A 23,357-nucleotide genomic window follows, 5' to 3' on the forward strand; every position below is an offset into this window, starting at 1 on the left:
CCAAGAGGAGAGACCTATGGGTGATACTGCAGAGAAAAACAAGCCGGTGAACTTCGCGGATCCAGAGTGGGATGGTCGGCTTCAGATCGTCCTGATCCGTTGCTACGCCAGCGGCGTGCATGTGGGCGGGCTTGTGCGCCGTGATGGCCGAGAGGTTGTCTTGGCAAACGCGCGGCGTCTGTGGCGCTGGCACACTGGCGGTGCAGGCATCAGCCTGAGCGAGGTGAGCCTGACGGGCATTGATCGATACAGGAGCCGCATCTGCGCGGTCGTTCCGAAGATCACACTTCTGGATGCGCTGGAAGTCATCCCGATGTCTGATGAGGCTGTGGCCAGTGTCATGGGCGCTGCGGTCTATAAGCCGTGAGACCGTTCGAGGACTATGAACACGGCTACGGCCACGGCTCCGGCTACGGCTCCGGCGACGGCTACGGCTACGGCGACGGCTCCGGCTGATCGTCAGCGATAACGCAAAGAAAAACCCCCGCCAGTAGCCAGCTGGCGGGGGTTTCATTCGGGACCATCGAGTTGAGGCAAATCTTCCACTGGAAAATTTACACTGGTCATTTTTGGTAGTTTTTGCACATTGTAAAGAAAATTCCTAACTATGGTGCGGTCGGGCGGAATGGAATTTTGCAACCTTGGCGGGAAAGCAGACAAGATCACAGCAGCGAAAGGCCAAGGCCAAAGAGGCCGGGGATCCGTTCGAGTACCTTCTGAACTGCTGGAAGCGCGAGCGCGATCCCGAGAAAAAGCGCGAGCTGGCGTTCCAGCTGCTGCCCTATATCCGGCCAAGGCTAAAGGCGGTTGATGTGTCTGCCACGCTGACCAGCACTGTCGAGGTGACGATCGGGGGCGACGATGAGTAGCTACCGCGTCCATTTCAATCTTCGCCCGCACCAGCTGGCAGCCTATGAGGCGGAGACGCGGTTCGAGTGCCGTGTATGGCACCGGCGCGCGGGCAAGACCTTCCACACCATGGGGCGCATGCTGGCGCGGGCGCTGCAGACAGGGCGCAGCGACTGGCAAGGGTTCTATCTGGCACCGACGCGGGTTCAGGCCAAAAACATCGCCTGGTCATATCTGACGCGGTGGGTGCGCCCGCTGGGCGTGCAGCCCAATGAGAGCGAGCTGAAGGTGGTGCTTCCCAACGGGGCGAAGATCCAGCTTCTGGGCGGCGAGCAGTATGACAGCCTGCGCGGGCTCTACATGGACGATGTCACGCTGGATGAGGCGGCGCTGATCCCCAGCGCTGCATGGACGCAGGTGATCAGCCCGGCGCTGGCGGACCGCAAAGGGCGGGCGACCTTCATGGGCACGCCGATGGGCCGCATGAACCTGCTCTTTGACATGTGGGAGGAGTGTGGCCTGGGCGAGGATCCCGAGTTCTCCCGATCGCTGCTGACGTATCAGGACACCAACATCCTTGATCCGAAAGAGATCGCCCGGATGCGGCGCACCATGATCGAGGCCGAGTTCAACCAGGAGCTGCTGTGTAGCTGGGACGCAGCCATGCCGGGCTCGTACTGGGGCAGGGCGATGGCCAAGGCCGACGCCGAGGGCCGCGTCACCAGCGTGAAGTACGATCATCAGCTGCCGGTCTATGTCGCGCTTGATCTGGGTATCTCACAGGGCGCGATGCCCTGCGTCTACTTCCAACTTGCTGGCACCGAGATCCGCATCATCGATCACGAGACCTTCGAGGGCACCAGCATTCCCGACTTGGTGAAGCACTGGCAAAAAAAGCCCTACCCCATTGCGACCGTCTTGCTGCCCCACGACCGCAAGGTCCGCGAGTTGGGCACCGGCAAGACCCGCGAAGAGACATTCCGGTCACTGGGCTGCACAGTGCGTGCTGTGCCCGATGTGGGCTTGGATGAGGGCATCAGCCAAGTTGAACGCGCCATCCCCAACATGTGGTTCGACCGCGACAACACCAAGATGCTGCGCGAGGCCATGGTCGCCTTTCGCTCGGAGTACGACGAAGTTAAGCGCGTTCACCGCCTGACACCGGTACACGACTGGGCCCGCCACATTGCCGACGCTGTCCGCTACATGGTGGTTGGGCGTCCCGGCACATCGTTTCAGAAACAGAACCGCAACACCCGCGCCAGTTCGCGGGACCATAGCCGATATGGGGGGCTGGTCGCATGAACCAGGAAGAACGAGAGCTGAAGCTGCAGACCACGCTTGCCAATGAGCTGGCGCGCGCGGAGGGCGCAGACAGTGACGAGCTGCAGGCCAACCGCAAGGCGGCACTGGATTATTACAAGGGGCTGTTGCCGAAACCGCCGATGGATGCGGAGGGCAAGGCGATACAGGGGCGCAGCCATGATGTGTCCATGGACGTCTCCGACATGATCAACGCGGACCTGGCGCTGATCGTGCCGATGATCAGCACCGATGCGGTGGTAGATTTCGAGCCCAACGGCGAGGAGGATGAACCGCAAGCGGCCGGCGAAAGCATGGCCTGCAACAAGGTGATCATCGAGGACAACCAGGGCTTCATCCAGATCCAGACAGCGGTCAAGGACGGGCTGCTGCAGCGCAACGGCGTGATGAAGGTCGAGGTCGATGACAGCGAGAGCGTCCAGCAGATGGATCTGCCGCCGGATCTGGAACCTGCGCAGCTGGCGGCACTCAGGGAGCCGCGCGCGCCGGGTGAGACGCGCGAGATCTCCAAAGGCGTTCTGACCGTCACGCGGCTGCAGCGCCGATTTGTCACGCGGGCTGTGCCGATCGAGAACATCTCTTACGCGGCCGGGCATGTCGGACCGCTGCAAGACATCCGGTTCTTCGCCGAGCAGATCAGCTACACGCGCAGCGAGCTGGTGGAGATGGGTCTGGACAAGGATAAGGTGGAGAGCCTTCCTCCATGGGGTGACTGGGACAACAGCGTGTCCCAGGCGCGCAACGCCACGCACCAGGACAGCCATGATGCAGAGACGCGCGACCAGGACCAGATCGAGTGCCATGAGTGCTATCAGCTGATCGACCTGGACGGCGACGGGATCAGCGAGCGCTACCGCTGCCTGATCGCGAACCGGCAGACGCTGCTGGATTTCGAGCCCGCGGATCTGCTGCCGTATTCGATGGGATCACCGTTCATCAATCCGCACCGCATCACGGGCGAAAGCCTGTTTGACCATCTCAAGGCCACACAAGACGTCAAAACCAAGTTGCTGCGCCAGTACAATGACAACATCGCGGTGATCAACAATGGCCGCTATGCGTATGATCCTGATCAGACCTACGAGGAGGATGTGCTGACACCGCGCGCTGGCGGCGGGATCCGGTCACGCAATCCGACAACGTCTGTGGTCCCGATCGGCATACCGGATGTAACCACGGGGATCCTCGCTGCGCTCAATTACCAGGACAAGATCCGCACGGAGCGCGGGGGCGCTGCGCTCGAGATGCTGAGTGCGGATGCGCAGCTGGTGGGCGAGACTGCGCACGGCATCGAGCGGCAGATGGCGATGCGCGAGGCGATGGTCAGCATGATCGCGAAGAACCTGGCCGAGACGCTTATCAGGGGTATCTACACGCTGACCCATGAGTATATGCGCCGCTTTGCCACCGAGCCTGTCATGGTGCGCATGCAGGGCCAGCATGTGCCTATGGATCCGCGCCGCTGGCCCAGCCGCACCAGGTGCAATGTGACGGTGGGTCTGTCGCCCGGACAGCGCGGCAGCATCCAGAATATCCTGGCACAGTCGCTGCAGCTGCAGATGGCCGCGATCGGACAGGGCGGCAACGGGATCCTGGCAGATGCCACCACCTTCTACCGCACGGCGATTGCCTGGCAGCGCATGGCGGGCGTGGACAACCCTGAACGTCTCTGGATCGATCCCATGAGCCCGCGTGCCCAGCAGGCGCAGCAGGGCCAGCAGCAGGCGCAGCAGGCCGCGAGTGAGGAGGAGCGCAGCGAGCGGCAGAAAGCGTGGATGCTCGAGCAGGCCAAGCTGGCCGAGGATGCGCGCCAGCATGACGATGAGATTGGCCACAAGTACTACGAAAGCGACATGAAGGCCGAGATCGAGGAGGCCAAGATCGCAGGCCAGGGCACGATCGACCTGGAAAGGGAGAGGATGAAAATCGATGCGCAAGAGCGAAATCAACAAGCTGGAAGCGGCGCTGCCAGCAATGAAGGAGGTACTTCATGAGCTCACAACAGCAGGCTTCACCGAATGGTGCCGGGGGGCCGACAGCAACGCCATCCGGGACCAGGTCAACGCTGCCGGACAGTTCGTTCTCCGATGCGAAAACATCGTCGCCGGATCGCGACAAGAGAGCACCGGAGAGCCAGCCGAAGGACTGGGGGGCCGCGACGGATGACGAGCGCGCCGGTGCGATCGACGCGCTTTTGAGAGGTGAGCAACCAGAAGGCACGGACAAGTCCGATGATCAGGGAGACCCTGAACGGGGTCAGGAGCGCGATCAGGGCGATCCTGACCCGTGGATGCCGGAAGATGCCGAGAACGACGCAGACGGGCAGGAGGATGTGCCTGACGGCGACGCCAAACCTGTCACAATCAAGGATGCAGCCGAAAGGCTTGGCTTGGACGCGGAAGCGTTCTATGGTCTGGAAGTAACCACCGGAGACGGTGAGACGGTCAAGCTGGGTGATCTGAAAGATGCCTGGCAAGACCGCGAGGCGGAGGCGCGGGAGACCGCGAAACGAGCCAAAGCCCTTGATGAGCGTGAGAGTGCTCTAACTGCCGATCAGATGTTCTGGGATCAGTTCCAGCAATATCTGGAACCGCAGCTAACCCCCAAAGTGAAAGCCGCGCTGAGAGGCCGGTATGAAGCCCACCAGCAACAGCAGGGCCGCGCGTTACTGAATGCGATGCCAGAGCTCAAGGATCCGGTAGCCCGGGAAAACTTCGAGAGCATGGCGGTGAAGGTACGCAAGGAGCTTGGCTATAGCGATCAGGAGCCGATGCGGGATTACCGCGAGGCACTGGCGCTACGACGGCTGATCCGTGCAGAGGCGCGCCTGGACAAGCTGATGAGCTACGAGCCCGACCGGCAGCCGCCGAAGGCGAGCAAACCCAAGGGCAAGGGGGATAGCGGCAAAGTGCGGCGATCACAGATGATGCAACGCGCGAAAGCCGGGAATGACTTCCAGAAAGTATCGGCGATTAGCGAGCTTCTGAAAGGGTAAGCTTATGGCTCCTACAAGCCAGTACCTGTCCAGCGCGGATCTAAAGGCCGTCAATGATGGTGGCCTGATCCGCGAGGACGTGATGGACCAGATCTGGGACATCTCCAAGATCCCGCTGCCATATACCGACCTGGTGGGCAGCGACAGCTGCGACAATGCCTATTTCGAATGGACCACTGACAAGCTCAGTGATCCGGAGATCGGGGGCTGGGTTGTCGACGGCGCGGACAGCGACAAGAACGACAGCTCCACGGGCGCGCGCCTGGGCAACCACTGCGGCATCCTGGACAAGGAGGTTCAGGTCACGGGCCGTGCGCGGGCGTCCGACACGATCGGGCGCGGTGACGAGCTGTCTTACCAGGTGATGATGCGCCAGCGCGAGCTGCGCCGAAACGTGGAAGCCAACGCGCTTGGCATCCAGGGCAGCCAGGAGGATGACGGGGACGCAACGCCTGGCATTCCCGCCGGTCTGGCGGCGATGGTCACGCAGTTCGACACCGGTTCCGGTGCGGCAGGCGGCGGCTTTGCAGCCAAGGCGTGGACGGAGATCACACCGGGTGCGCGTGTGCCGCTGACGGAAACCATGGTGCGCGATGCGCAGCAGGATGCCTACCTGGACGGTGCGGATCCCACTGTGCTGATGTCCGTGCCTGGCGTGATCCGCAAGCTCAGCGAGTACATGTTCACCAGCTCGAGCCGCATCGCGACCCTTACGCGTGAAACGCAGGGCATCACGGGCGGCGGATCTGCCACGGCGGTGGGCTCGGTCAATGTGTTTATCACGGACTTCGGTCAGACGCTGACGTTCCGTGACAACCGCATCCAGCAGATCTACGAGGACAGTGCCGCAGCTGCAGCCGCGGCTGTGTTCCTGCTGGATCCGGCCTATGCCCGGATCACCTTCCTGCGCGGCTACCGCGTGAACCCGCTGGCCAAGACGGGGGACGCGGACAAGCGGCAGATGCTGGTGGACTGGTCCAACCGCGTGATGAACCCGGACGCGCACCGCGTGCTCCTGGACATCGATCCCACGGCAGCTGTCACCTTCGACGGGGCCTGATCTGAAAGGAATTCTGCATGAACGTCACAAACGAAGGCTTTAACCCAAGCGGGTCAGAGGACATCGCTGCCATCAAGAAAGCGGCAAATGAGCTGGCCGCAGTGATCGAGAAGCACGCGCCTGCGTGCCGGCGTCGGTCGGTAGCACTGACCCACTTGGAAACCGCGTCCATGTTCGCGGTGAAAGCCGTGGTGGAGCCTGATGGCTAACGCCGTACATCCAGACCGCATCCGCTTTCGGCACGCCCATGAAGCCGGGGCGGGTGCGGGCCATGACTGGGCCGGTGAGGCGTTCAACTTCACGGCTGAGGAATACGAGCTGATCACCAAGCTCCATCCGGAGCTGCGTGACGGCTCGCCGCAGGACCAGCGCCGCGCATGGATCCGGTTTGGACAGACCAGCGTGGGGCAGGCCTTCAGGGTGAGGTGAGCAGATGGCGGGAAAGTTTCATCGGGATTACCAGCATTATGCGCGGGACCAGGACGGTCATGTGCTGCCAGCTGGGCATAAGGGGATCCGGGCCTATTCAGAGGGCTATCAGGCCTATCGTTCAGGTGCAGTGAAGGCCAACCCGCATACCTTCAGTACGGACGATGAGAGCGATTTCCAGAGCTGGGAATATGGATGGCAGGATGGCACGCGCGGCGAGCCTTCCACGCATGTGGGCGGGCCTGATGCTGTGGCCGAGCCTGAACCACCAGAGGAGTAAGGACATGGCAAAACTGACACCCATCAAGCAGCGCCCGATCACGGCAGTGCGCAAGCCCGGCCAGCTGATCGTGCCGAACAAGCCCAAGCCGGTGGCGCCATGACGGACCAGCTGACACAGCATTTCAAAAGGGCCGAGTTCGCCTGCAACTGCGGGTGCGGCTTCAACACGGTGGATGTCGAGCTGGTGCAGGTGCTCGAGCGTGTGCGGCTGCATTACGGCAAGCCGGTGGTGATCAACAGCGGGTGCCGCTGTGCGAGCTACAACGCGCGTGTCGGCGGTGCCAGTGGATCCCAGCACTTGATCGGCCGGGCGGCTGACATCCGCATCAGTGGCGTGGATCCTGATGAGGTGTGGAGCTGGCTGAACCCGTCGCACCATGGCGGGTTGGGCCGGTACGGAACGTTTACCCATATCGACACGCGCGATCAGACAGCGAGGTGGGCAGGGTGACGCTGGACGAACTGAGACAGGCGTGGATCCGGTGGATGCACCGCAAGGATGTGCAGGCTGATCTGGCAGCGGTGGAGGCGTTTGCGCTCGAGCATGTGCGCGATCGGCTGATGCTTTCGGACGTACCGGACGTGCTTGACGATGAGGCGGTGGCCGCGATGCCGGGTGTTTGGCTGCATGCGGGGTTGGTGAGCTTGCATGAGCTTGCTCAGGATGATGAGGGCCTGACCAGGGAAATGCAGATGTTCGAGGAGGCAGTGGCCAACCGAAACCGGCGCTACAGCATCGATCGCGGCCCTGCCGTGATGTGTAACCCGTGGTATGAGGGGGCAAGCTGATGGGCTTGGAGGTTGGTAACACGATCGCTGATCTCAATGCTAACTGGCCGCTGGGAAGCGACCCAAAGGCGCAGGGCGATGATCACCTGCGACTGATCAAGGCTGTGCTTCTCAACGATGTTTGGTCAAAGGCGGCAAATCCAAAGGGGTTTGTTTCCAAAGACGGCGACACGATGACGGGGGCACTGACGATAGATCGCTCTGATGGATCGGTGCAGCTGGGAATTCTGAATAGTGGCTCATCTCAGTTCACCCGCGCCACCTATCCAGATGTGAAGATCAACCAGAGCGCAATCGGCCTTTGGGTTGACGGGTCCGCAGCAACAGTTGGTGGCAGCATCTTTCGCGTCACTGGCAGCGCCGTCACCGCAATGTTTGACGTTCTGGATAGTGGCGTGGTGCGAGCAGGTCACGCCGAAGGCGGGGCAGGCGACACGGCAGGGGGCGTTGTACTCGAACTGGATAGCTTTGAGCCGGGGATCAAGTTTACTGACCGTTCAGGCGGAGACAACACAGACAATCGTATATTGGCGAACGGGGGAGGCATACTAAAGATCACCGACAACGGCGGGAACCTTATCTATTCCTTCAACGGCGGCACAAGTGGAGAAGGTATTCCGACGAGAGACTACGCTGACAACCGCTATGCACGTCTCGCGACCAGTAATGTCTTTTCAGGCTTTATAAGGGTTCCTGACGGGACGTTGGGAACTCCAAGCCTGCAATTCGGCAACAACAATATCGGTATATTTGTCAATCCGGGTTCAGATTTCAATTTCAAGATGGCCGGGGACAACATCGGACGCTTGGATCATTCCGACACATCGGTTCCCGCAGACAACTATATTCTGAAACGAGGCGCGGGTGACGCCCGCTACTTCCAGCTATCCACCGCGTGGAACGGCGTAGGATCGACTGTGCTGGCGCGCAATACGTCTGCGACACAGAGCCCGGGCGATACTATTTCTGGCGGAAGCCTCTCGCCCTGCAATGCTAACGGAAACCCGGCCCCATCAGGATCCATGGCGGGATCGTGGCTGTGCTGCGGATATAGCCAAGCACAGACGGACGCGCGCAGCGCTACCGACTTTAGGAGACTGTCATGAACCCGTTTCCCTATCCCGAAGGCACGAAAACCCGCGAGGATCGCAAGGCCTATTTGGAGACGCTGGTATCCGGTCCCTACATGGTGCGTGCCAATGGCATGATCGATTGCGTTCTGGATCATCCGATCCACAGCCCGATTTATGGACCGCTGCCTTATACGGCCTGCCCGAATGACAGCGAGGAGCATTGCAACCTGATCCACGAGATCTGCGAGACGAGGATTGCAGAGGGTGCAGAGTACACTGAGCAGCCGGATCCTGAACCGGAAAGCGAGGGGTAATGCGCGGGCCGAGCTTCAACATGGGTATCAGCATCGGGCATGTGATCAGCGTCGTCACAGCGCTGGCGCTGATGTCTGTGGCTTGGGGCCGGTTCGAGACGCGGCAGGATAGCATGGCGGATGATTACACCGCGCTCGAGACACGCATGCTCGAGGAGGTGGCCAAGGCCCGGGCGGCACGCGAAGCGCTCGATGCACGCACGCGGTACGTGGAGCAACAGGCGGCGCGCACGGATGAGCGGTTTACGCTGATCCTGGCATCGCTGTCGGAGCTGAAGGTAGCAGTTAAGGAGGAACGCCGGTGAAGGGATACCGGACATTGCTGTTCAACGGGGCCGCGGGCGGTCTGCTCGGTCTGGACATGACGCTTGAGGCCGCGCTGGGGGCTGTCATGCTGCCCGAGGTGCAGGGCGTTCTGCCGGAAAGCTGGCTGCCCTGGTATGCGCTGATTGTCGCCCTGGGCAACATGTGGCTGCGCACCAAGACGGACACGCCTGTGGGGCGGAAAGGGTGAGCTGATGCCGAGCTATGCCCGCGAGACGATCGAGCTGCGTAGCCTGGCGCCGGATCTTATCCCGGAAGATGCGCCACTGAACGCCTGGAACAATGGCGCGAATGTGCTGTTCAAGAATGGCGAGAGCATCAGATCACGGGGCGACAAGGCAACGCTGACCGGGGCCGAGGTGACACCGCGCACGGCTGTGTATGTGGAGCCGTTCGATCAGGGGTACTGGGTCTATGCGACGGATGCGGGCATCTTCGTGCATGACGGCACCAACGAGTTCGACATTACGCCGGTGAGCTGGGGCACGCCCACGGCCAACAGTGTTTGGACAAGCGACGTGATCAACGGCCTGGCGGTGATCAATTGCAGCTCTATGGATCCGGTCTACTGGGACGGCATGACGGGAAATCCCTGTGAGCCTTTGCCGGACTGGCCCGCAGGCGGGCGTTGCCTGGCGATGCGTGCGCACAAGAATTTCCTGTTTGCCATTGGCATGGTGAGCGAGGGTGATCAGCGCGTGCGCTGGTCCGATGCGGCAGAGGCGGGGATCATCCCGCAAGAATGGACGCCCAGCGCTTCCAATCTGGCGGGGTTCGTGGACCTGGCACCGCTGAGTAGCCCGTGCATCGACGGCAAGACGCTTCACGACAGCATGCTGATCTACAAGCGCGCCAGCGTGTGGAGCCTGGACTTTGTGGGCGGCAACACGGTGTTCACCGCGCGCAAGCTGTTTGCAAATGTGGGGATACTGGGGGCCAACGCTGTGACGTCCGGGCCTGATGACGTGCATCTGTTCGCAGGCAGCTCGGGCGACATCTACCTGACGGATGGGGCGCAGGTCCGCAGCGTTCTGGACGGTCGCGCACAGCGCACGTTCTACGAGGACTTTTCCGCAGCTGGGGATCTGGTGTTTTCAGCTGTGACGCTGCACCGCGAAAAGATGGGGTTCATCATCTACCCGGGGGCGGGTGACAGCATGGGCACACGCGCGATCGCCTATGACTTCGCAAGCGGTGACATCGGGATGCGTGACATGCCGGGTGTGACATGTGCGGCAGAGGGGCAGGAACTGCAGGATGTGGGGGCGCTGAACGAATGGGACGGGGATCCGGGTGTATGGAACGACGACGACACGGGCTGGAACCATGTGATCGCGGCGGAGACGGTGGACGATTGCCTGATCGGTGGCGATTTCGGTTTCCGGGTGCTCGAGGGGGGCGACACGGGCGCGAGCACCGTGGCCGCACGGCTGGAAAAGTCGGGTCTGTCTTTCGGGGATGCGCAGCGCCGGAAGATGATCCGGGCGATCTGGCCGAAAGTGAGGGGCCGCGAAGGCGATATTGTGACGTTCCGAGTGGGCGGGCAGGAGAGATCCGGCGGTGCCATGCGCTGGGCGGATCCTGTAGCGTTCGCGATCGGGTCTGATGATCCCGTGGAGGTGTTCGTCCAGGGGCGCTACATGGTGCTCGAGGTGACCAGCGACGGTGGCGAGCCGTGGCGCATGGGCACGATCGATGTCGAGTATCGGGGGGCTGGCACATGGTAGATCGCAGTGATCGGCAGATCTTCACGCCCGCACCTATGCCCACCACGGGCGATGCGGCGCTGATGCACCGCTGGCATGTGGAGCAGTGGCGCAGGCTGGGGAATTATATTCAGGCGCTCGAGGGCTATGTGGCCGAGCTCGAGGCGCGCATAGAAGCATTGGAGCCTTGATATGTTCGGGATCGGCGGCGGGAAATCCAGCAGCAAGACAACCAGTTCCAGCCAGAGCAGCAACTGGTCTGATGCGTTCAGCAATGCGTTCGGGTTTAACCAGAGCACGGCCGGCACCTTTGTAGATCCGACGCAGCAGGCGGCGCGTGAGGGTCTATTTTCCCAGATCATGGCCAATATGAACCCCGGCGGGGCGCAAGCAAACGCCACAGGCGCGCTGGAAAGCATGATGCCTCAGCTGCAGGGTGCGTTCACGCAGTTGGGTAGCTTTGGCGATCCCACGGCGCAGATAGCGGCGCAGTCCGAGGCGCTCAAGAAGGGTCTGGGGTCACTGTTCCGCGAGGAGATCATGCCGGGCATCCAGTCTGATGCGATCGCGGCAGGTGGCTTTGGTGGCGGTCGGCAGGGCGTGGCCGAGGGTGTGGCGACGGGTCAGCTGGCGGACAGCTACACCAGCGGTGTGGCCGACATCACAAGCGTGGCCAACAACCAGGCTATCGGAGCACTGGGGCAGCAGGGCGCGCTGGCGGGGTCCATCCTGGGCATGCAGCAGCAGGCCGATCAGACGGGTCTGGGGTATCTGAGCATCCTGAGCGACATTCTGGGACCAGCCACGGTGCTGAGCAGCCAGCAGAGCAGCGGGGCACAGGGATCGACCAGCTCGAGCCAGAGCGCGGGGCAAAGCAGTTCGGAGAGCAAGAGCAAGAGCAAGGACAGCTCTTTCAAGTTGGGGTTCTAGACGATGGCATTGGGCATGATCCTTCCGCTTATGAGTGCCGCGTTTGCGGGACGCATGGGCGCGTCGTTCCTCGAGGACTGGGAAGAAGATCGGGACATACGCCGCCAGGGCGAGCGCCAGGGCTCGATCTTCGATCAGCTGGGCCCGGAGTTCAGCGGCGACGACTATGCGCAGGCGGCGGCGCGACAGGGCGCGCTCAGCCCGCTCGAGATGCTGCAGCAGGGGTTCACCGATCAGCGGGCCGCGTTCGATGCCGAGCAGGCCATGGCGCGGCAGCGCGTGGCATCGGGGCCGGGATACATGAACGCAGCACTGAGCCGTGAGCAGTGGGAGACACAGCAGCGAGAACTGGGCGAGATGCGGGAGTGGACGCGGGCGCAGATGGTGCAGAACGGCACGCCCGGACAGCGCCAGGCGGGAGAGAACCCGTTTACCCCGGGTGTCGTGGTTGACCAGATGACTGAGGCCTATGTGGACGATATGACCATGACGGCGGCTGAGAGGCTCGCGCAGGAGGCCGCTATGGTGCAGGACCAGGCGACGGTGCAGGGGGCGCAGGATGCTTCTGCACTGCGCGCCCGTGAGGACGCGATGCTGCGCGAGGACGGGTATGTGGATGATACTTATTTCACACCCGGAAGTCCGGCGCGCGAGTGGGCCGTGGGAGAGGCCTACAAGGCGCGCGGGGTGGGTGCTGCGCCTAGCCCGCTTGTTCCGGCGATCGATGAAGCACTGCGCGTCTTGGATGGCGTCACGTTCGATCGCGATTTTCTGAGCAGCACCGAAGCGGTGAACACCGCCAACTATGTCAATGAGGTCATGGCGCAGCTGCGCATGGATTATTGGCAGAACACCCTGGGGCGGACTGACGCGCCTGGCGAAAGCGAGATGCGCGAGCTCATGCAGCTGTTCCCACAGGTAGAGGGCAAATGGCAAAACGAGAAGCAGCGCGAGCTGGTGCGGCAGGTGTTCAAGCGTTCCCGCACACGGGCACAGGGTGGGACACCAAGCGCCGAGCTGCAGGGGTCCGGATGGAATTATGACCAATGATCGAAACTGCGCATAACAGCGAAACCGGGGAATTCGCCGTTCGTCAGCCGGGTCTGGGATGGCAGGTGGTGGATCAAGACACCTATGAGCACGCGCGGCAGATGGCCGAGGCTGGCGAGCGCAGCCTGCCGGAGAACCTGGTGCGGGAGATCGGCAGCCAGTGGCAGGATTTTGCGGGTACGGTCACTGAGGCCGCTGGCGGCGGCGGTCTGATCGGTGGCGGTCTGTCTGTTCTGTCTGGTCAATACAGCCAGGCGCAGCGGCCGGGTGCGATGCAGGAGGATCTGCGATCGGCAGGACGGGAGATCCAGCAGGCCAACGATCCACAGCAGCAGGCGCGGTATGCTCAGTTTCCGGGGATCGGCGCGGGTGCGATGGTGCTGGATCCGACCAACTTTGTGCCGGTAGGTGGTGCGGCCAAGGGATTGGGGATGGGGCGGCTCGGATCTCGGGCTGGTGAGCGCGTAGTGGGCGAGACGACATCGCGTGTGGTTGGTGCGGCCGAGCAGGTTGTGGCCCGCACGCGTGGCCGCGTAGCACAGGACGCAGCAGCACAGGAGACAGCGCGGGCGCGAACCCGCAGGGGCGTGGGTGCCCAAGCCAACCCTGATGCGCCTGCAGCGCCACAGGAGCGCGTGCTGGCAGGCATGCTGACGCCGGACGAAGTAGACGATCTCGCCAACGATCTGGATCTGGGCAAACTGCTGACGCCAGGCGATCGGGCAGCGCTGCGGGCTCGGGTCGATACAGACGAGATCCAGCGCGCAGATGCGATGCGGTCGGCCGAGGAGCTGAGCCGCTCGAACGTGGTCACGGATCGAGCGCGCGGTGGCGTCAATGAGGTGCGAGACAATGCCGCGAACGCGGCCACGCGGCTGGTCATGAATGAGCTGGGAGAGGGTGCTGCGTTCAGGCTCACGGCCGAGAACATGGGCAAGCTGGTCGAACAGTCACAGCAGGTATTCGAGAAGGCTGCGCGCGAGGCGGGGGACATCCCTATTGCGAACAGACGCTATGCGGAGCTGCAGGACATCGCGGATGACGTGGGGACCGATGATGCGAACGTGATCCAGCGCTACATCGACAACATCACCAAGGACGCCAAGGATCATGCGGACGTGCTTCCCAACAAGCTGGTGCGGGACTATCGCACCAAGGTCGGCCGGGCGGCTCAGCGGGCAGCGGCTGGCGACAACTTCGAGCGATCGCTGGCGCTGCGCGACGTGCAGGAGTGGCTGGACAAGCTGGTTGATGAGCGCGTGTCGGGCGAGACGCGCGAGGCTCTGGCGGAGGCGCGGTATCGGTGGCGCATCATTCGCGCGCTCGAGGGCAGCACAGCGTCTACGGATGCCGGGGGCAAGGTGAACCTGCCGAGCTTCGTTCGCAGCTATCAGCGGGGCGGGAACCGGTTCTTCAAGAGCACCGGCAAGGAGGAGAGCAGGGGGCGCGATTTCAGCCGCGCCCTTGAAACGCTGCGGTTCCTGACGGCCAAGGTAGAGCCCGACAGCGGCACCGCGGGAAGAGTGCTCCACAATCTTGCGGGACGTGTGCCTTTTAGTGGTCGCTAAAGGCGATCCTCTAGGGCTTTTACCCGGCGCAGGATGCTGTCCATTTCCGCGCCGATGGTATCAATAAGGTGCACGTCTTTTTCGGTTAGGCTTTCCTGCGGCTTTTTCTGAAACTTCTGGAACAGGTATGCGCCAACGACGCCGCCTAGTAGTCCGATGATAAATTCCATGGTTGATCCTCAGCAGTAAACGGTGCCGTTGGCAGCAGTGCATCTGATTGCGTTGCCGTATTGGTCTGAATGGACACCTGGGCCGTAGGCGTTGGGCCGGAGCTCAACACCTGGTGCGGTTTGAACCGGGCGACCGTATTGGTCACTTCCAACGCCGGAACCGTATGTGTCTGGGCTGTAGCCAAACTGCGCATACATGGCGTCCCGGTTCTCAGCGGCGAGCGCGTAGGCGTCGGAATAGGCATCCACCGCCTGCTCACAGCCAGCGACTGCCAGAATTCCCAAAACGGGCATCAATTTATTCATAATCCTATTCTTTCTCTGAAAGTTGATGCAGCTGCGCGGGGCTGATGTGGGTGTATCGTTTGAGGTTTGCCCAGGAGCGATGCCCTGAGACAGCGGCGACCTGGGGGATTGTCCATCCTCGATCGAACAGGCGCGAGATCCCTTCGTGGCGCAGATCGTGGAGGCGGACGCCGCGCACCTTCGCGCGCTGGGCGGAGCGCCGGAAGGTTTGCGAGACATAGTCCTGTTTGTACGGGAACACGTACTCGGACGCCCTGGACTGGGCACCGATGATCGAGGCCGTGCGGCCGAGCAACGGTATCAGCTGATCGTTGCCGTGCTTTCCGTTCGGGTGCTTGCGATCGCGGATGATCGCGGTGCGGGCAGATAGATCCACGTCGCGCCACCGCAGCCGTGTGAGCTCGCCCGAGCGCAGGGGCGTGTCTACCAGGGCCGTGAGGATCTCGGGCGGTATGGATCCGGCCCAGTGGTCGGCGATGCGATCCAGTGCGGGGTCTGCAATGCGTGTCTGCCTTGCCCTGGCTTTGGGTAGCAGTCCCTGCATCGCCAGGTTGGCGATCGCTTGCTTGGCGGCATCCACCGGCACCTGCAAGCCCCATAAGGTGACACCGGCAGACAGCACGCCGGAGAGCGTGTGCAGGATGTAGCGCTTGCTGAGGGGCGACCGCGGGGACGTGAGCGCATAGGTGACGAGCTGAGGGGCTGACACGCTGGATAGGGGTGCATCGCCGAGATCCGCAGCCAGACAGTCCAGCCAATACTCTTTGGTATCCGACCAGCGCAGGTGCGGGCGGAGTGTAGCGCGGTAAGTGGCGATCAGCGTTCCTAGCGTTTTCATGGTTAGTCCCAATTAGCACGGTTGATTATTAACGCATTGATTTAGCTAGATGCTATGATAATGTGACAATACTATCCGCTGATTTTGTCGGCTTAAGATTCGGTTAGTCGGAATGATGCTAAGCGAGTCGCGTTCACAATTTCGGGGCGCGTTATGGATAGTTCTCAGCCGGCCAAGAAAAGATCTGGCTTGAAGCCTTTAATCGTTGGCGTTTGCCTTGCCGCTGTGCTGGGCAGCGGGGCGTTTTACGTTGTGTTCTCAGGCTTGGCAGATGGGCTTTGGGACATCTCGGATAAAGCTGAGGTCGTCGAGCCATTGTCCCCCTTTGCCTTTGTCCAGATCGAGCCGGTTCAGGTCACCTTGTCGTCGGATGGCATGCTCAGACACTTACGATTCGAGGGGCATCTGGAGGTTGACCCGGGCAGCGCCACACAGGTCAGCGAGGTCATGCCCAGGATCATGGATGTGTTGAACACCTATTTGCGCGCAGTCGAAATCACCGACCTGGAAGATCCGTCCGGCCTGTCCCGGCTGCGCGGACAAATGTTGCGCCGTGTGCAGATGGTCACGGGCAGGGGCCAGGTGACAGACCTGCTGATCACGAAATTTCTTGTAAGCTGAACGGAGGCCAGAATGGCATTCATCGCGGATATCCTGCTGATTGCGGGCAGTTTGAGTGCGGCATTGTATTGTGTCGTCCTGTCACGACGTCTGGGGCGGCTTTGCAATCTGGAGCATGGTATGGGTGGAGCGATATCTGCGTTATCCGCACAGGTCGCAGATCTCAACGCGACGTTGGGGCGGGCGCGTGCCGCGGCGACAAACTCAACCGCTACACTATCCGATTCGACCGCTCGTGCCGAAGAAGCCGCCGCAAAGCTGGAACTGCTGCTGGCGTCCTGCCATGATCTGCCTGCTGGTAGGACCGCTGGCACGGAGCGGCGCCAATGACAGAAAACAAGCTGAAACGCCCTGGCGTCGGTGTGGTGATCGCATCGCTGCTTGTGACTTCCTGCGTGGTCCGCCTCGTCGATGGTCCGCCGATCGCACTTGCGCGTGAGACCACGGAAACTGACGCAGAGGCACCATCAGAGAAAAGCCTGAGGTCCTGTGTCGGATCTGAAGAGCTCGACCAGATGATCGCAACAATCCAGATCCGCGAAATGAATGTCGAGCGTGATACCCAAGCCTTGTCAAAGAAACGGCAGGTATTGGAAGAGGCACGCGCAGCGATTGCCGAGCAACTCGCAATGCTGGAGCAGGCAGAAGCGGAACTCGATACCATGATCGCCAAGGCGCAGTCCGCGGCGGAAACTGATGTGACCCAGCTGACGTCTGTCTATGCCACGATGAAGCCCAAGGAAGCCTCCGCGATTTTCGAGGAGATGTCCCCGGAATTTGCAGCCGGCTTCCTCGGGCAGATGGCTCCAGATGCGGCAGCCCGTATTTTTGCCGGGCTTCAGCCGACCACCGCCTATTCAATCAGCGTGATCTTGGCGGGTCGCAATGTCGGAATTCCGGATCAGTAACGGGCTGTAAAGCTTCGCGGGCTACAGCTTCGAGAGAAGAACACCTAAGCGGGAAAGCATGTCATGGCGGGAATTCTGGGTATCGGGTTGATCTTCGTGATGGTCTTTGGCGGCTACCTTTTGGCGGGGGGACAGCTGCCCATCATCCTACATTCTCTGCCCCATGAGATGATGATTATCGGCGGCGCGGCCGTGGGATCTTTCGTGATCGCCAATGATTTCGCGACCATCAGGCATACGATCAAGGATCTGGCAAAGGTATTCAAAGGCCCGCATTGGAAAACTTCGGATTACCGTGATCTGTTATGTTTGCTGTCCGAACTCATCCGGCTTGCGAAGCAGAACCAGATCGATCTGGAAGCCCATATCGAAGCGCCGTCACAATCGTCGATTTTTCAGCGATATCCACGCATCCTGGCAGACAAGGAAGCGATCAATCTGATGTGCGATACGCTCAGATCTGCGTCGATGAACTACGACGACCCGCGGCAGGTCGAAGAGATTCTGGAAAAGCGGATGGACGCGAACCTGCATCGCGCAATGCATTCGAGTCATGCATTGCAAACCATGGCAGACGGCCTTCCAGCGCTGGGAATCGTTGCAGCTGTTCTGGGGGTGATCAAGACGATGGGGTCCATAGATCAGCCACCGCAGGTGCTTGGTAAGCTGATCGGCGGTGCCTTGGTGGGCACCTTCCTGGGCGTGTTTCTGGCCTATGGGCTGGTTGGACCATTTGCGGCACGGGTGAAAGCGGCCGTGGAGGAAGACGACCACTTCTACCAGCTCATTCGTGAAGTTCTTGTGGCGAATCTGCACAAGCACCCAACGAACATATGCATCGAGGTCGGACGCCAGGCGACGCCTGGCCCGATGCGCGCAAGCTTTACCGATCTGGAGGAGGCCATCAGGGAATCAAGAAAGGCTGCGGCATGAAGCAGGTTGGGTTAGCACTGCTTCTTTTGATAATGTCGGCAGGCCTCAGGGCTGATCCGGTTGAGGTTAGGTCGGGTGAGCACGTGGACTTTTCGCGTCTCGTTTTCGAGTTCGGCGAAGAGGTCTCATGGCGGTTCGGGCGGTTTGAGACCGGCTACGTCCTTGAAATTGACGGCAACGAACGAGCGTATGATCTGAATGAAGTTTTTGATTTCATGCCGCGAAGCCGAATCTTGGATATCATCTCGACAGGCGAAATGGTGCGGCTGCAAGTAAGCTGTGCCTGCCACGGAGATGCATTCGAGTACCGGCCCGGTGTCTTGGTGATTGACATCAAGGACGGGCCAGCGCCTGCTCATTCTCGTTTCGAGGCGTCGCTGTCCAGTGATGAGATTACGCCGCCAGCAGAAGCTGCTGAGACATCGAACCGCCCCCCCACGGTGACAAATGTTGTAATGGCACTGGATGATCGTCAGAGCGCCGCCGCCAACATCATCGGTAAGCTTCCATCAGGCGGCCCTTCCTTGGATGGACAGGCCGATCTGCGCCAAACGCTGACAGGAGAAATCGGTCGTGCCACCACACTCGGTTTGGTCGAGGTCGTATCTCGTGAACCAGACTCCGACCCATCCGCTCTTTCCCATGCGCAGGTTCAGGTAAGAAACGGTTTTGAGCAGGTTGCGCGGTCTCCGGTTGGTGATCATCGGAACCGGCCCGGCTGCTTGCCCGATGCGTCCTTCGATATATCGGCATGGGGGATGGCGCAGGATCCGGTGACCGCAATCGGGCTGATTTCCTCGAGAACGAACATGCAAGATGGTCAATTGCAAAGCGCTGAAGCGCTTGCGAAAGCCTATCTCAACCTCGGCTTCGGCGCTGAGGCCAGACAGGTTCTTGCTACCGCAGAAGAAGGAGATGGTAGTCAAGTTCTGCGAGAAATGGCTCGCCTGATCGACGATCCATCATTGGCGCAGGGAGATACGCTGAGGCATCAGTACAGCTGTGACAGCGCTGCGATGCCATGGGCAGTTCTCGCATGGGGCGCAGACCAGCCAAGCGCGTCCTTCGATGAAGCCATTTTGCGACGCACGTTTTCTGAATGGCCACTATGGTTGCGTGCGCATATCGCGCCGGTGTTATCTGCACGTCTGCTGGATGCAGGATACGAGGAAACAGCGCGGTCTGTGCGCGAATCCGTTCTGCGCGCGCAGCAACCCGAAGAAAAGCGCCGCAGTGAAATCACCGACACGTTGCATCCGACCGAGGCCGGGCATGTGGCGACCGACCTTCCAGAAGTCGGGCTGTCCAACATTGCCTCCTTGACCCGTCGCCTGAAGGTAGCGGAACCACATGACATCGATGACGAAATGCTGTCCGCTGCACGCGCTTTCGCGTTCGAGGCGAAGGGCACGAATAGTGGTGAGGCGCTGCTTGATGCTTATGTCGATGCCTTGGCGCGGGTGCAGCTATTTGATGAGGCGTTGGAGGAGCTACAGCGTTTCACCCGTTCGCATAAGATGGACCCGACCAATCTACGGCAAGCACGGAACCGACTGGTTGCCATGATGACGGAACGGGCCAGCGACGGCGCGTTCGTTTCCAACAGTGCCACGTTGGAACGGGGTTGGCTGGACACAGATGTGGCGATGGCTGTCGGTGTTCGGCTGACAGAACTCGGGTTCTCGGAACAGGCAAAACGCTTTGGCATATCACCAGGAATTCGTCAGGATGACAGCAAGCTCGCCGATGTGGTGCCCGTGCAACCCGTGGCGCGCTCCGCACAATCAAACCCGGTCGACAGCTTGCGTGATGGCAGGCAGTTGCTGGAAAACAGCCGTCAGTTGCGCGATAGAGTACAGGCCGTGCTCGCCTCGGGCGACTAGTATGCGATGTGAAAATGCTGCGGGAAAGGTGTACCGCCCGCGCTGATCTGGCCGCGGGCATCCTCGGCGCGACGCAGGGAGGGCTTGGCGATCAGCGGCTTAAGAATGGCCGGAATGACGGCCTGATTGACCTGTGCTCCGAAGCAGCTATGCATGCCCTTCCCCCAGATGATATGCGTGTTGAACGGGCGATCTGGTTTGAAATCGAGTGGGCTGTCTATATCGAGTCTGTCGAACATTGCCGACAACGTGCTGACAAAAACCATCTGGCCGTTGGTGATCTGTTTCTCGCGAAGCGAGGATCGGGCGATCTGGGTGTCACACGTCGCGCGGCGATATATAACAGGGTTATGCGGGTTGAAACGAAGCGCTTCCCATATATGGCCCGCAAACAATTGGTCGTCACCCGCATCTATCGCCTTGCGCGCGCTGGCGAGCGCTTCCGGGCGTCGAAGTAATTCGTCGAGCGCCAGGCAACTTGCTTTGGAAATGGTTGGTATGGCGCCGATGACCAGACCAAGCAGATTGTTACGAATCCCAAGATCATCCATGCCGGGTGTCGCTGCCGCTTGAAGCGCAAGGCATCGCGCCAAGACATCATCCTTCTCGGTGGGTTGGGATTTTCGCTGTGCGATTTCCACGTCGATATAGTTCCGAAGCCCTTTGGCGCTATCCATGGATCGTTGGCGCAATTCGGGATCGGCGCCCAAATCACCGAATAAGTACCAGAAGAGCGTCGTTGCCCAATTCTTGATTGCCTCGGGATCTGGCCCTGGCAGCCCGAAATAGCGCGCAACTATATCCCAAGACACTTCCAGCGTGAGAGCCTGTGGTAGGTCAAGCATGCCTTCGCTCGACGCTACGATCTGTTCGGATAACTCGATCGCGCGGGGCAGAACAACTCGGGGCACGTCGCTGTGCCGCATGGCAAGACGCATGGCAGACGTATCGCGGGTGTAATCCCAACCGGGCTGCATCCCTAGAAAGAAGTTCGCGCCCCCCGTCAGTTCACGCATACGGGGGCCATAGACGACTTCGAAATCCTCGTCGCGTGACAGCACGTCCAGCACGTCTTCGCGTCTGGTGACGACCGAGGTGCCCGTGTTTTCGTAGGCTTTCACGACTTGCCGCTTGAGCGATATGTTGGGCGCCCAAGCGCGTAGGATTGCCAGCACGTGCCGTTGCGGTTCCGGTGCGATCAGTTTTTCGGCTAGTCGGTTTCTGTCGCGGACCGCCAGAACAGCCGCGCCGCGCAACGCCCACAGCGCACGAAACGCATCTGCCCAGATCAAAATCAACCGCCACGCTGTCCTCAAGAGGTTCATGATGCTGGAAATCATGTGGTCTGCCGCCGCATCAGGTTGGGTCCACAATGCCGGTGGCGATCATGTGTAGCGCGGTCATGGACGGCAGGAAGAAGTAGTCCCCGCCGCGCGTCTCTACAAAGGTTTTCAGGCCGCTCATCACATAGGGTGGTTTGCCGCTGTCGGGCGAGGCGGAGATCACGAAGCGCTTGTGGTGATCGTGATTGCCCAATATCGGGCAAGTGTGGTTACCCTGATTGAAGTCCAGCCCATACTGGATCCATTGCTGTTGCACGAACTCGAATTGCCGGAAAATGCTGGCTCCGATGATGATCAGCGCGACGCCTTGATCGGTGTCGTCGGTCTTTTGTTCCCACTCATGTCCGCCATAGGGCAGGCCGCGCCGCAGGATGCGTCGCCGCTTGTTCAACTGGGTGGTGGCTTTTGGATTATCTTCACCCGGTTGGTTCAAAGGGTCCAGATAATCACGAGTGTTCGCCCGCCGCATATGGGCGCCGACCGGGCATCTATAGCCCTGCATGTCGTCGGCAAAACGGAAATCAGATGCCGCAGTGGAAGCCAGATACTGCCGATGCGCCTGCACCGCCTTAATCGGGTCGGGATCATCTAACCCCAGTTTTCGTCCTCAACTTTTGCCAGGCAGAGAAGTCGGGCACGGTCGATAGAGGAATGCCATCGCTCCACCGACCGATCATCTTCGCGCGGAGTGTTTCAATCGCTTCGGGAGGGTCGATTCCCATGACCTTGGCGTATTGCTCGGCCTCCTGATTGACGACCGCGTGAAAGCTGCCGACATTCTGATGAAGTTTGCGGTAAACCATGAAACTGCCGTTATGCATCAGGTTCGGCGGCATCGCAGTCGGCGGCAGTTCCTGACTTTCATCGGGGTAGCCCAGAATGAATTCACCGGTTGCCAACGGCTGCCAACCTTCCTTGGCGTTCATCCATTTGCCCGCGCCCGATGACAACGGATTTCTCCTTTTCCGGCGGGTATTGTCCTTCGAAGACCGGATCGCCAATGCCATCGGTGAACCCGAAATGTTCACGCGGCGTCGGTATTTTTACCCCGTCGATGTCACGAAAAATGGCGTTTGCGGATTGGTACTCTGCGGTTCCGTCCTGGTCATTGGTGGTCAGGATCTTGACCATGCCACCCGATGCCGCGCATAGATCGCGCAGCCACTGGGTTTGTTCGTCCAGCTCGGGGGTGGGTTCCGCGATGCCGTCCGCCACGCTTTGGGCGCTCATGCCAACCCAGATGTGAACGTCCTCGCCCTTTTGGGCCTTGTTGTCACGCCAGATCGGGTCCCAGTTAGCACACCATTCCTGATCGGCTTGCTGCGTCTTGGTTGGGTCACGATCCCCCAGAATGAAGGCGCGGGCCTTCATCCCGTCTACGAAGGACTCCGGCATACCCTGCAGGGTTCGCGTTGGCAGACCCAGCATATGAAGCCCGAAAAAGGTAAAGGCGACGTTCAGTGTGACCTGGGGTTTGGTCGCGTCGGACCACGGTGCGGCTGTTGTCACACGCGCACGCAGTTCATCGACCAGCTTGCGTGCTGCGCGGGTTCCGCCATCTTCGATATACAGAAAGAAATATCGCGCGAATGGAAAGGAATACCGCCCATAGGCCCGCGGGATGTTGCCTTGAATGTCGTCGAGATTGAGCACTCGTTTCATC

The 23,357-nt window shown here is 60.7% G+C and carries 32 protein-coding genes; 25 read left to right on the top strand and 7 right to left on the bottom strand.

The features are described from left to right. The first annotated feature begins 16 nt into the window (after positions 1-16). From FPZ52_RS11130 to FPZ52_RS11220, 20 genes are all read left to right on the top strand, one after another. Entirely contained in the window at positions 17-367 is a 351-nt protein-coding gene (locus FPZ52_RS11130) for a DUF6948 domain-containing protein (protein ID WP_146365509.1), read from the top strand. 274 nt (positions 368-641) lie between these two features. Next, positions 642-869 carry a hypothetical protein gene (locus FPZ52_RS11135; RefSeq protein WP_146365511.1) on the top strand — a complete coding sequence of 76 codons (228 nt, stop codon included), beginning with the start codon at positions 642-644 and terminating at the stop codon, positions 867-869. Beyond that, complete coding sequence (locus tag FPZ52_RS11140; RefSeq protein WP_146365513.1) at positions 862-2,154, top strand: terminase large subunit domain-containing protein; 1,293 nt, start codon at positions 862-864, stop codon at positions 2,152-2,154. The genes FPZ52_RS11135 and FPZ52_RS11140 overlap by 8 nt, the downstream gene beginning before the upstream one ends. Further along, complete coding sequence (locus tag FPZ52_RS11145; RefSeq protein ID WP_146365514.1) at positions 2,151-4,166, top strand: portal protein; 2,016 nt, start codon at positions 2,151-2,153, stop codon at positions 4,164-4,166. The genes FPZ52_RS11140 and FPZ52_RS11145 overlap by 4 nt, the downstream gene beginning before the upstream one ends. Further along, entirely contained in the window at positions 4,163-5,167 is a 1,005-nt protein-coding gene (locus FPZ52_RS11150) for a hypothetical protein (protein ID WP_146365516.1), read from the top strand. Before FPZ52_RS11145 ends, FPZ52_RS11150 begins: the two co-directional genes overlap by 4 nt. A 4-nt stretch (positions 5,168-5,171) precedes the next feature. After that, the gene (locus FPZ52_RS11155; RefSeq protein WP_146365518.1) at positions 5,172-6,227 is read left to right on the top strand and encodes an SU10 major capsid protein; all 1,056 of its coding nucleotides are present in this window, start codon (positions 5,172-5,174) and stop codon (positions 6,225-6,227) included. A gap of 17 nt (positions 6,228-6,244) precedes the next feature. Beyond that, positions 6,245-6,436, top strand: a complete 192-nt coding sequence (locus FPZ52_RS11160) for an Acb2/Tad1 domain-containing protein (RefSeq protein WP_146365520.1) — start codon at positions 6,245-6,247, stop codon at positions 6,434-6,436. Beyond that, complete coding sequence (locus FPZ52_RS11165) at positions 6,429-6,656, top strand: hypothetical protein (RefSeq protein ID WP_146365522.1); 228 nt, start codon at positions 6,429-6,431, stop codon at positions 6,654-6,656. Before FPZ52_RS11160 ends, FPZ52_RS11165 begins: the two co-directional genes overlap by 8 nt. A 4-nt stretch (positions 6,657-6,660) precedes the next feature. Then, positions 6,661-6,936, top strand: coding sequence for a hypothetical protein (locus FPZ52_RS11170; protein ID WP_146365524.1), 276 nt, complete (start codon positions 6,661-6,663; stop codon positions 6,934-6,936). Between the two features lie 99 nt (positions 6,937-7,035). Continuing rightward, positions 7,036-7,389 (top strand): D-Ala-D-Ala carboxypeptidase family metallohydrolase, encoded by a 354-nt coding sequence (locus FPZ52_RS11175; protein ID WP_146365525.1) that lies wholly within the window; start codon positions 7,036-7,038, stop codon positions 7,387-7,389. Then, positions 7,386-7,727, top strand: a complete 342-nt coding sequence (locus tag FPZ52_RS11180; RefSeq protein WP_146365527.1) for a hypothetical protein — start codon at positions 7,386-7,388, stop codon at positions 7,725-7,727. Before FPZ52_RS11175 ends, FPZ52_RS11180 begins: the two co-directional genes overlap by 4 nt. Further along, positions 7,727-8,833, top strand: a complete 1,107-nt coding sequence (locus FPZ52_RS11185; RefSeq protein WP_146365529.1) for a hypothetical protein — start codon at positions 7,727-7,729, stop codon at positions 8,831-8,833. Before FPZ52_RS11180 ends, FPZ52_RS11185 begins: the two co-directional genes overlap by 1 nt. Further along, the gene (locus FPZ52_RS11190) at positions 8,830-9,114 is read left to right on the top strand and encodes a hypothetical protein (protein ID WP_146365531.1); all 285 of its coding nucleotides are present in this window, start codon (positions 8,830-8,832) and stop codon (positions 9,112-9,114) included. The genes FPZ52_RS11185 and FPZ52_RS11190 overlap by 4 nt, the downstream gene beginning before the upstream one ends. A 20-nt stretch (positions 9,115-9,134) precedes the next feature. Beyond that, positions 9,135-9,419: a hypothetical protein gene (locus tag FPZ52_RS11195; RefSeq protein ID WP_146365533.1), complete on the top strand. Its 285-nt coding sequence runs from the start codon at positions 9,135-9,137 to the stop codon at positions 9,417-9,419. Then, entirely contained in the window at positions 9,416-9,628 is a 213-nt protein-coding gene (locus tag FPZ52_RS11200) for a hypothetical protein (RefSeq protein WP_146365535.1), read from the top strand. Before FPZ52_RS11195 ends, FPZ52_RS11200 begins: the two co-directional genes overlap by 4 nt. A gap of 4 nt (positions 9,629-9,632) precedes the next feature. Continuing rightward, complete coding sequence (locus tag FPZ52_RS11205) at positions 9,633-11,165, top strand: hypothetical protein (RefSeq protein ID WP_146365537.1); 1,533 nt, start codon at positions 9,633-9,635, stop codon at positions 11,163-11,165. After that, positions 11,159-11,335: a hypothetical protein gene (locus FPZ52_RS18930; protein ID WP_168201315.1), complete on the top strand. Its 177-nt coding sequence runs from the start codon at positions 11,159-11,161 to the stop codon at positions 11,333-11,335. Before FPZ52_RS11205 ends, FPZ52_RS18930 begins: the two co-directional genes overlap by 7 nt. A 1-nt stretch (position 11,336) precedes the next feature. After that, on the top strand, positions 11,337-12,074 hold the full coding sequence (locus tag FPZ52_RS11210; RefSeq protein ID WP_146365539.1) for a hypothetical protein: 738 nt from the start codon (positions 11,337-11,339) through the stop codon (positions 12,072-12,074). Between the two features lie 15 nt (positions 12,075-12,089). Further along, complete coding sequence (locus FPZ52_RS11215) at positions 12,090-13,124, top strand: hypothetical protein (RefSeq protein WP_146365541.1); 1,035 nt, start codon at positions 12,090-12,092, stop codon at positions 13,122-13,124. Next, the gene (locus FPZ52_RS11220) at positions 13,121-14,692 is read left to right on the top strand and encodes a hypothetical protein (RefSeq protein ID WP_146365543.1); all 1,572 of its coding nucleotides are present in this window, start codon (positions 13,121-13,123) and stop codon (positions 14,690-14,692) included. Before FPZ52_RS11215 ends, FPZ52_RS11220 begins: the two co-directional genes overlap by 4 nt. Here FPZ52_RS11220 and FPZ52_RS18935 read toward each other — a convergent pair. The 3 genes from FPZ52_RS18935 to FPZ52_RS11230 are packed head-to-tail and all read right to left on the bottom strand — an operon-like array spanning position 14,689 to position 16,006. Beyond that, positions 14,689-14,862: a hypothetical protein gene (locus tag FPZ52_RS18935; protein ID WP_168201316.1), complete on the bottom strand. Its 174-nt coding sequence runs from the start codon at positions 14,860-14,862 to the stop codon at positions 14,689-14,691. The two genes, FPZ52_RS11220 and FPZ52_RS18935, sit on opposite strands and share 4 nt — an antisense overlap. 9 nt (positions 14,863-14,871) lie before the next feature. Next, a complete protein-coding gene (locus FPZ52_RS11225) occupies positions 14,872-15,168 on the bottom strand; it encodes a hypothetical protein (RefSeq protein WP_146365545.1) in 297 nt (98 codons plus the stop codon). A 4-nt stretch (positions 15,169-15,172) separates the two neighbouring features. Further along, the gene (locus tag FPZ52_RS11230; protein WP_146365546.1) at positions 15,173-16,006 is read right to left on the bottom strand and encodes a tyrosine-type recombinase/integrase; all 834 of its coding nucleotides are present in this window, start codon (positions 16,004-16,006) and stop codon (positions 15,173-15,175) included. 189 nt (positions 16,007-16,195) lie between these two features. Between FPZ52_RS11230 and FPZ52_RS11235 the strand changes: the two genes are divergently transcribed. The 5 genes from FPZ52_RS11235 (at position 16,196) to FPZ52_RS11255 (ending at position 20,351) form a co-directional block, all read left to right on the top strand. Beyond that, complete coding sequence (locus FPZ52_RS11235; protein ID WP_240804358.1) at positions 16,196-16,627, top strand: flagellar basal body-associated FliL family protein; 432 nt, start codon at positions 16,196-16,198, stop codon at positions 16,625-16,627. Positions 16,628-16,639: 12 nt separating this feature from the next. Beyond that, the gene (locus FPZ52_RS11240) at positions 16,640-16,957 is read left to right on the top strand and encodes a DUF6468 domain-containing protein (RefSeq protein WP_146365550.1); all 318 of its coding nucleotides are present in this window, start codon (positions 16,640-16,642) and stop codon (positions 16,955-16,957) included. Further along, entirely contained in the window at positions 16,954-17,535 is a 582-nt protein-coding gene (locus tag FPZ52_RS11245; protein ID WP_146365552.1) for a MotE family protein, read from the top strand. The genes FPZ52_RS11240 and FPZ52_RS11245 overlap by 4 nt, the downstream gene beginning before the upstream one ends. Positions 17,536-17,598: 63 nt before the next feature. Beyond that, complete coding sequence (motA, locus tag FPZ52_RS11250) at positions 17,599-18,468, top strand: flagellar motor stator protein MotA (RefSeq protein ID WP_146365554.1); 870 nt, start codon at positions 17,599-17,601, stop codon at positions 18,466-18,468. Between the two features lie 83 nt (positions 18,469-18,551). Further along, entirely contained in the window at positions 18,552-20,351 is a 1,800-nt protein-coding gene (locus FPZ52_RS11255; RefSeq protein WP_146365556.1) for a hypothetical protein, read from the top strand. Here the strand turns inward: FPZ52_RS11255 and FPZ52_RS11260 are convergent. The 4 genes from FPZ52_RS11260 to FPZ52_RS19205 form a co-directional block, all read right to left on the bottom strand. Beyond that, positions 20,348-21,691: a cytochrome P450 gene (locus tag FPZ52_RS11260; protein WP_146365558.1), complete on the bottom strand. Its 1,344-nt coding sequence runs from the start codon at positions 21,689-21,691 to the stop codon at positions 20,348-20,350. The two genes, FPZ52_RS11255 and FPZ52_RS11260, sit on opposite strands and share 4 nt — an antisense overlap. Before the next feature lie 16 nt (positions 21,692-21,707). Next, entirely contained in the window at positions 21,708-22,163 is a 456-nt protein-coding gene (locus FPZ52_RS19195; protein ID WP_240804359.1) for a hypothetical protein, read from the bottom strand. 115 nt (positions 22,164-22,278) lie between these two features. Beyond that, complete coding sequence (locus tag FPZ52_RS19200) at positions 22,279-22,620, bottom strand: hypothetical protein (RefSeq protein ID WP_240804360.1); 342 nt, start codon at positions 22,618-22,620, stop codon at positions 22,279-22,281. Beyond that, positions 22,580-23,356: a hypothetical protein gene (locus tag FPZ52_RS19205; RefSeq protein WP_240804361.1), complete on the bottom strand. Its 777-nt coding sequence runs from the start codon at positions 23,354-23,356 to the stop codon at positions 22,580-22,582. The genes FPZ52_RS19200 and FPZ52_RS19205 overlap by 41 nt, the downstream gene beginning before the upstream one ends. Between the last annotated feature and the right edge of the window lies 1 nt (position 23,357).

The organism is Qingshengfaniella alkalisoli (genome assembly GCF_007855645.1).
In the GTDB taxonomy this organism is placed as follows: Bacteria; Pseudomonadota; Alphaproteobacteria; order Rhodobacterales; family Rhodobacteraceae; genus Qingshengfaniella; species Qingshengfaniella alkalisoli.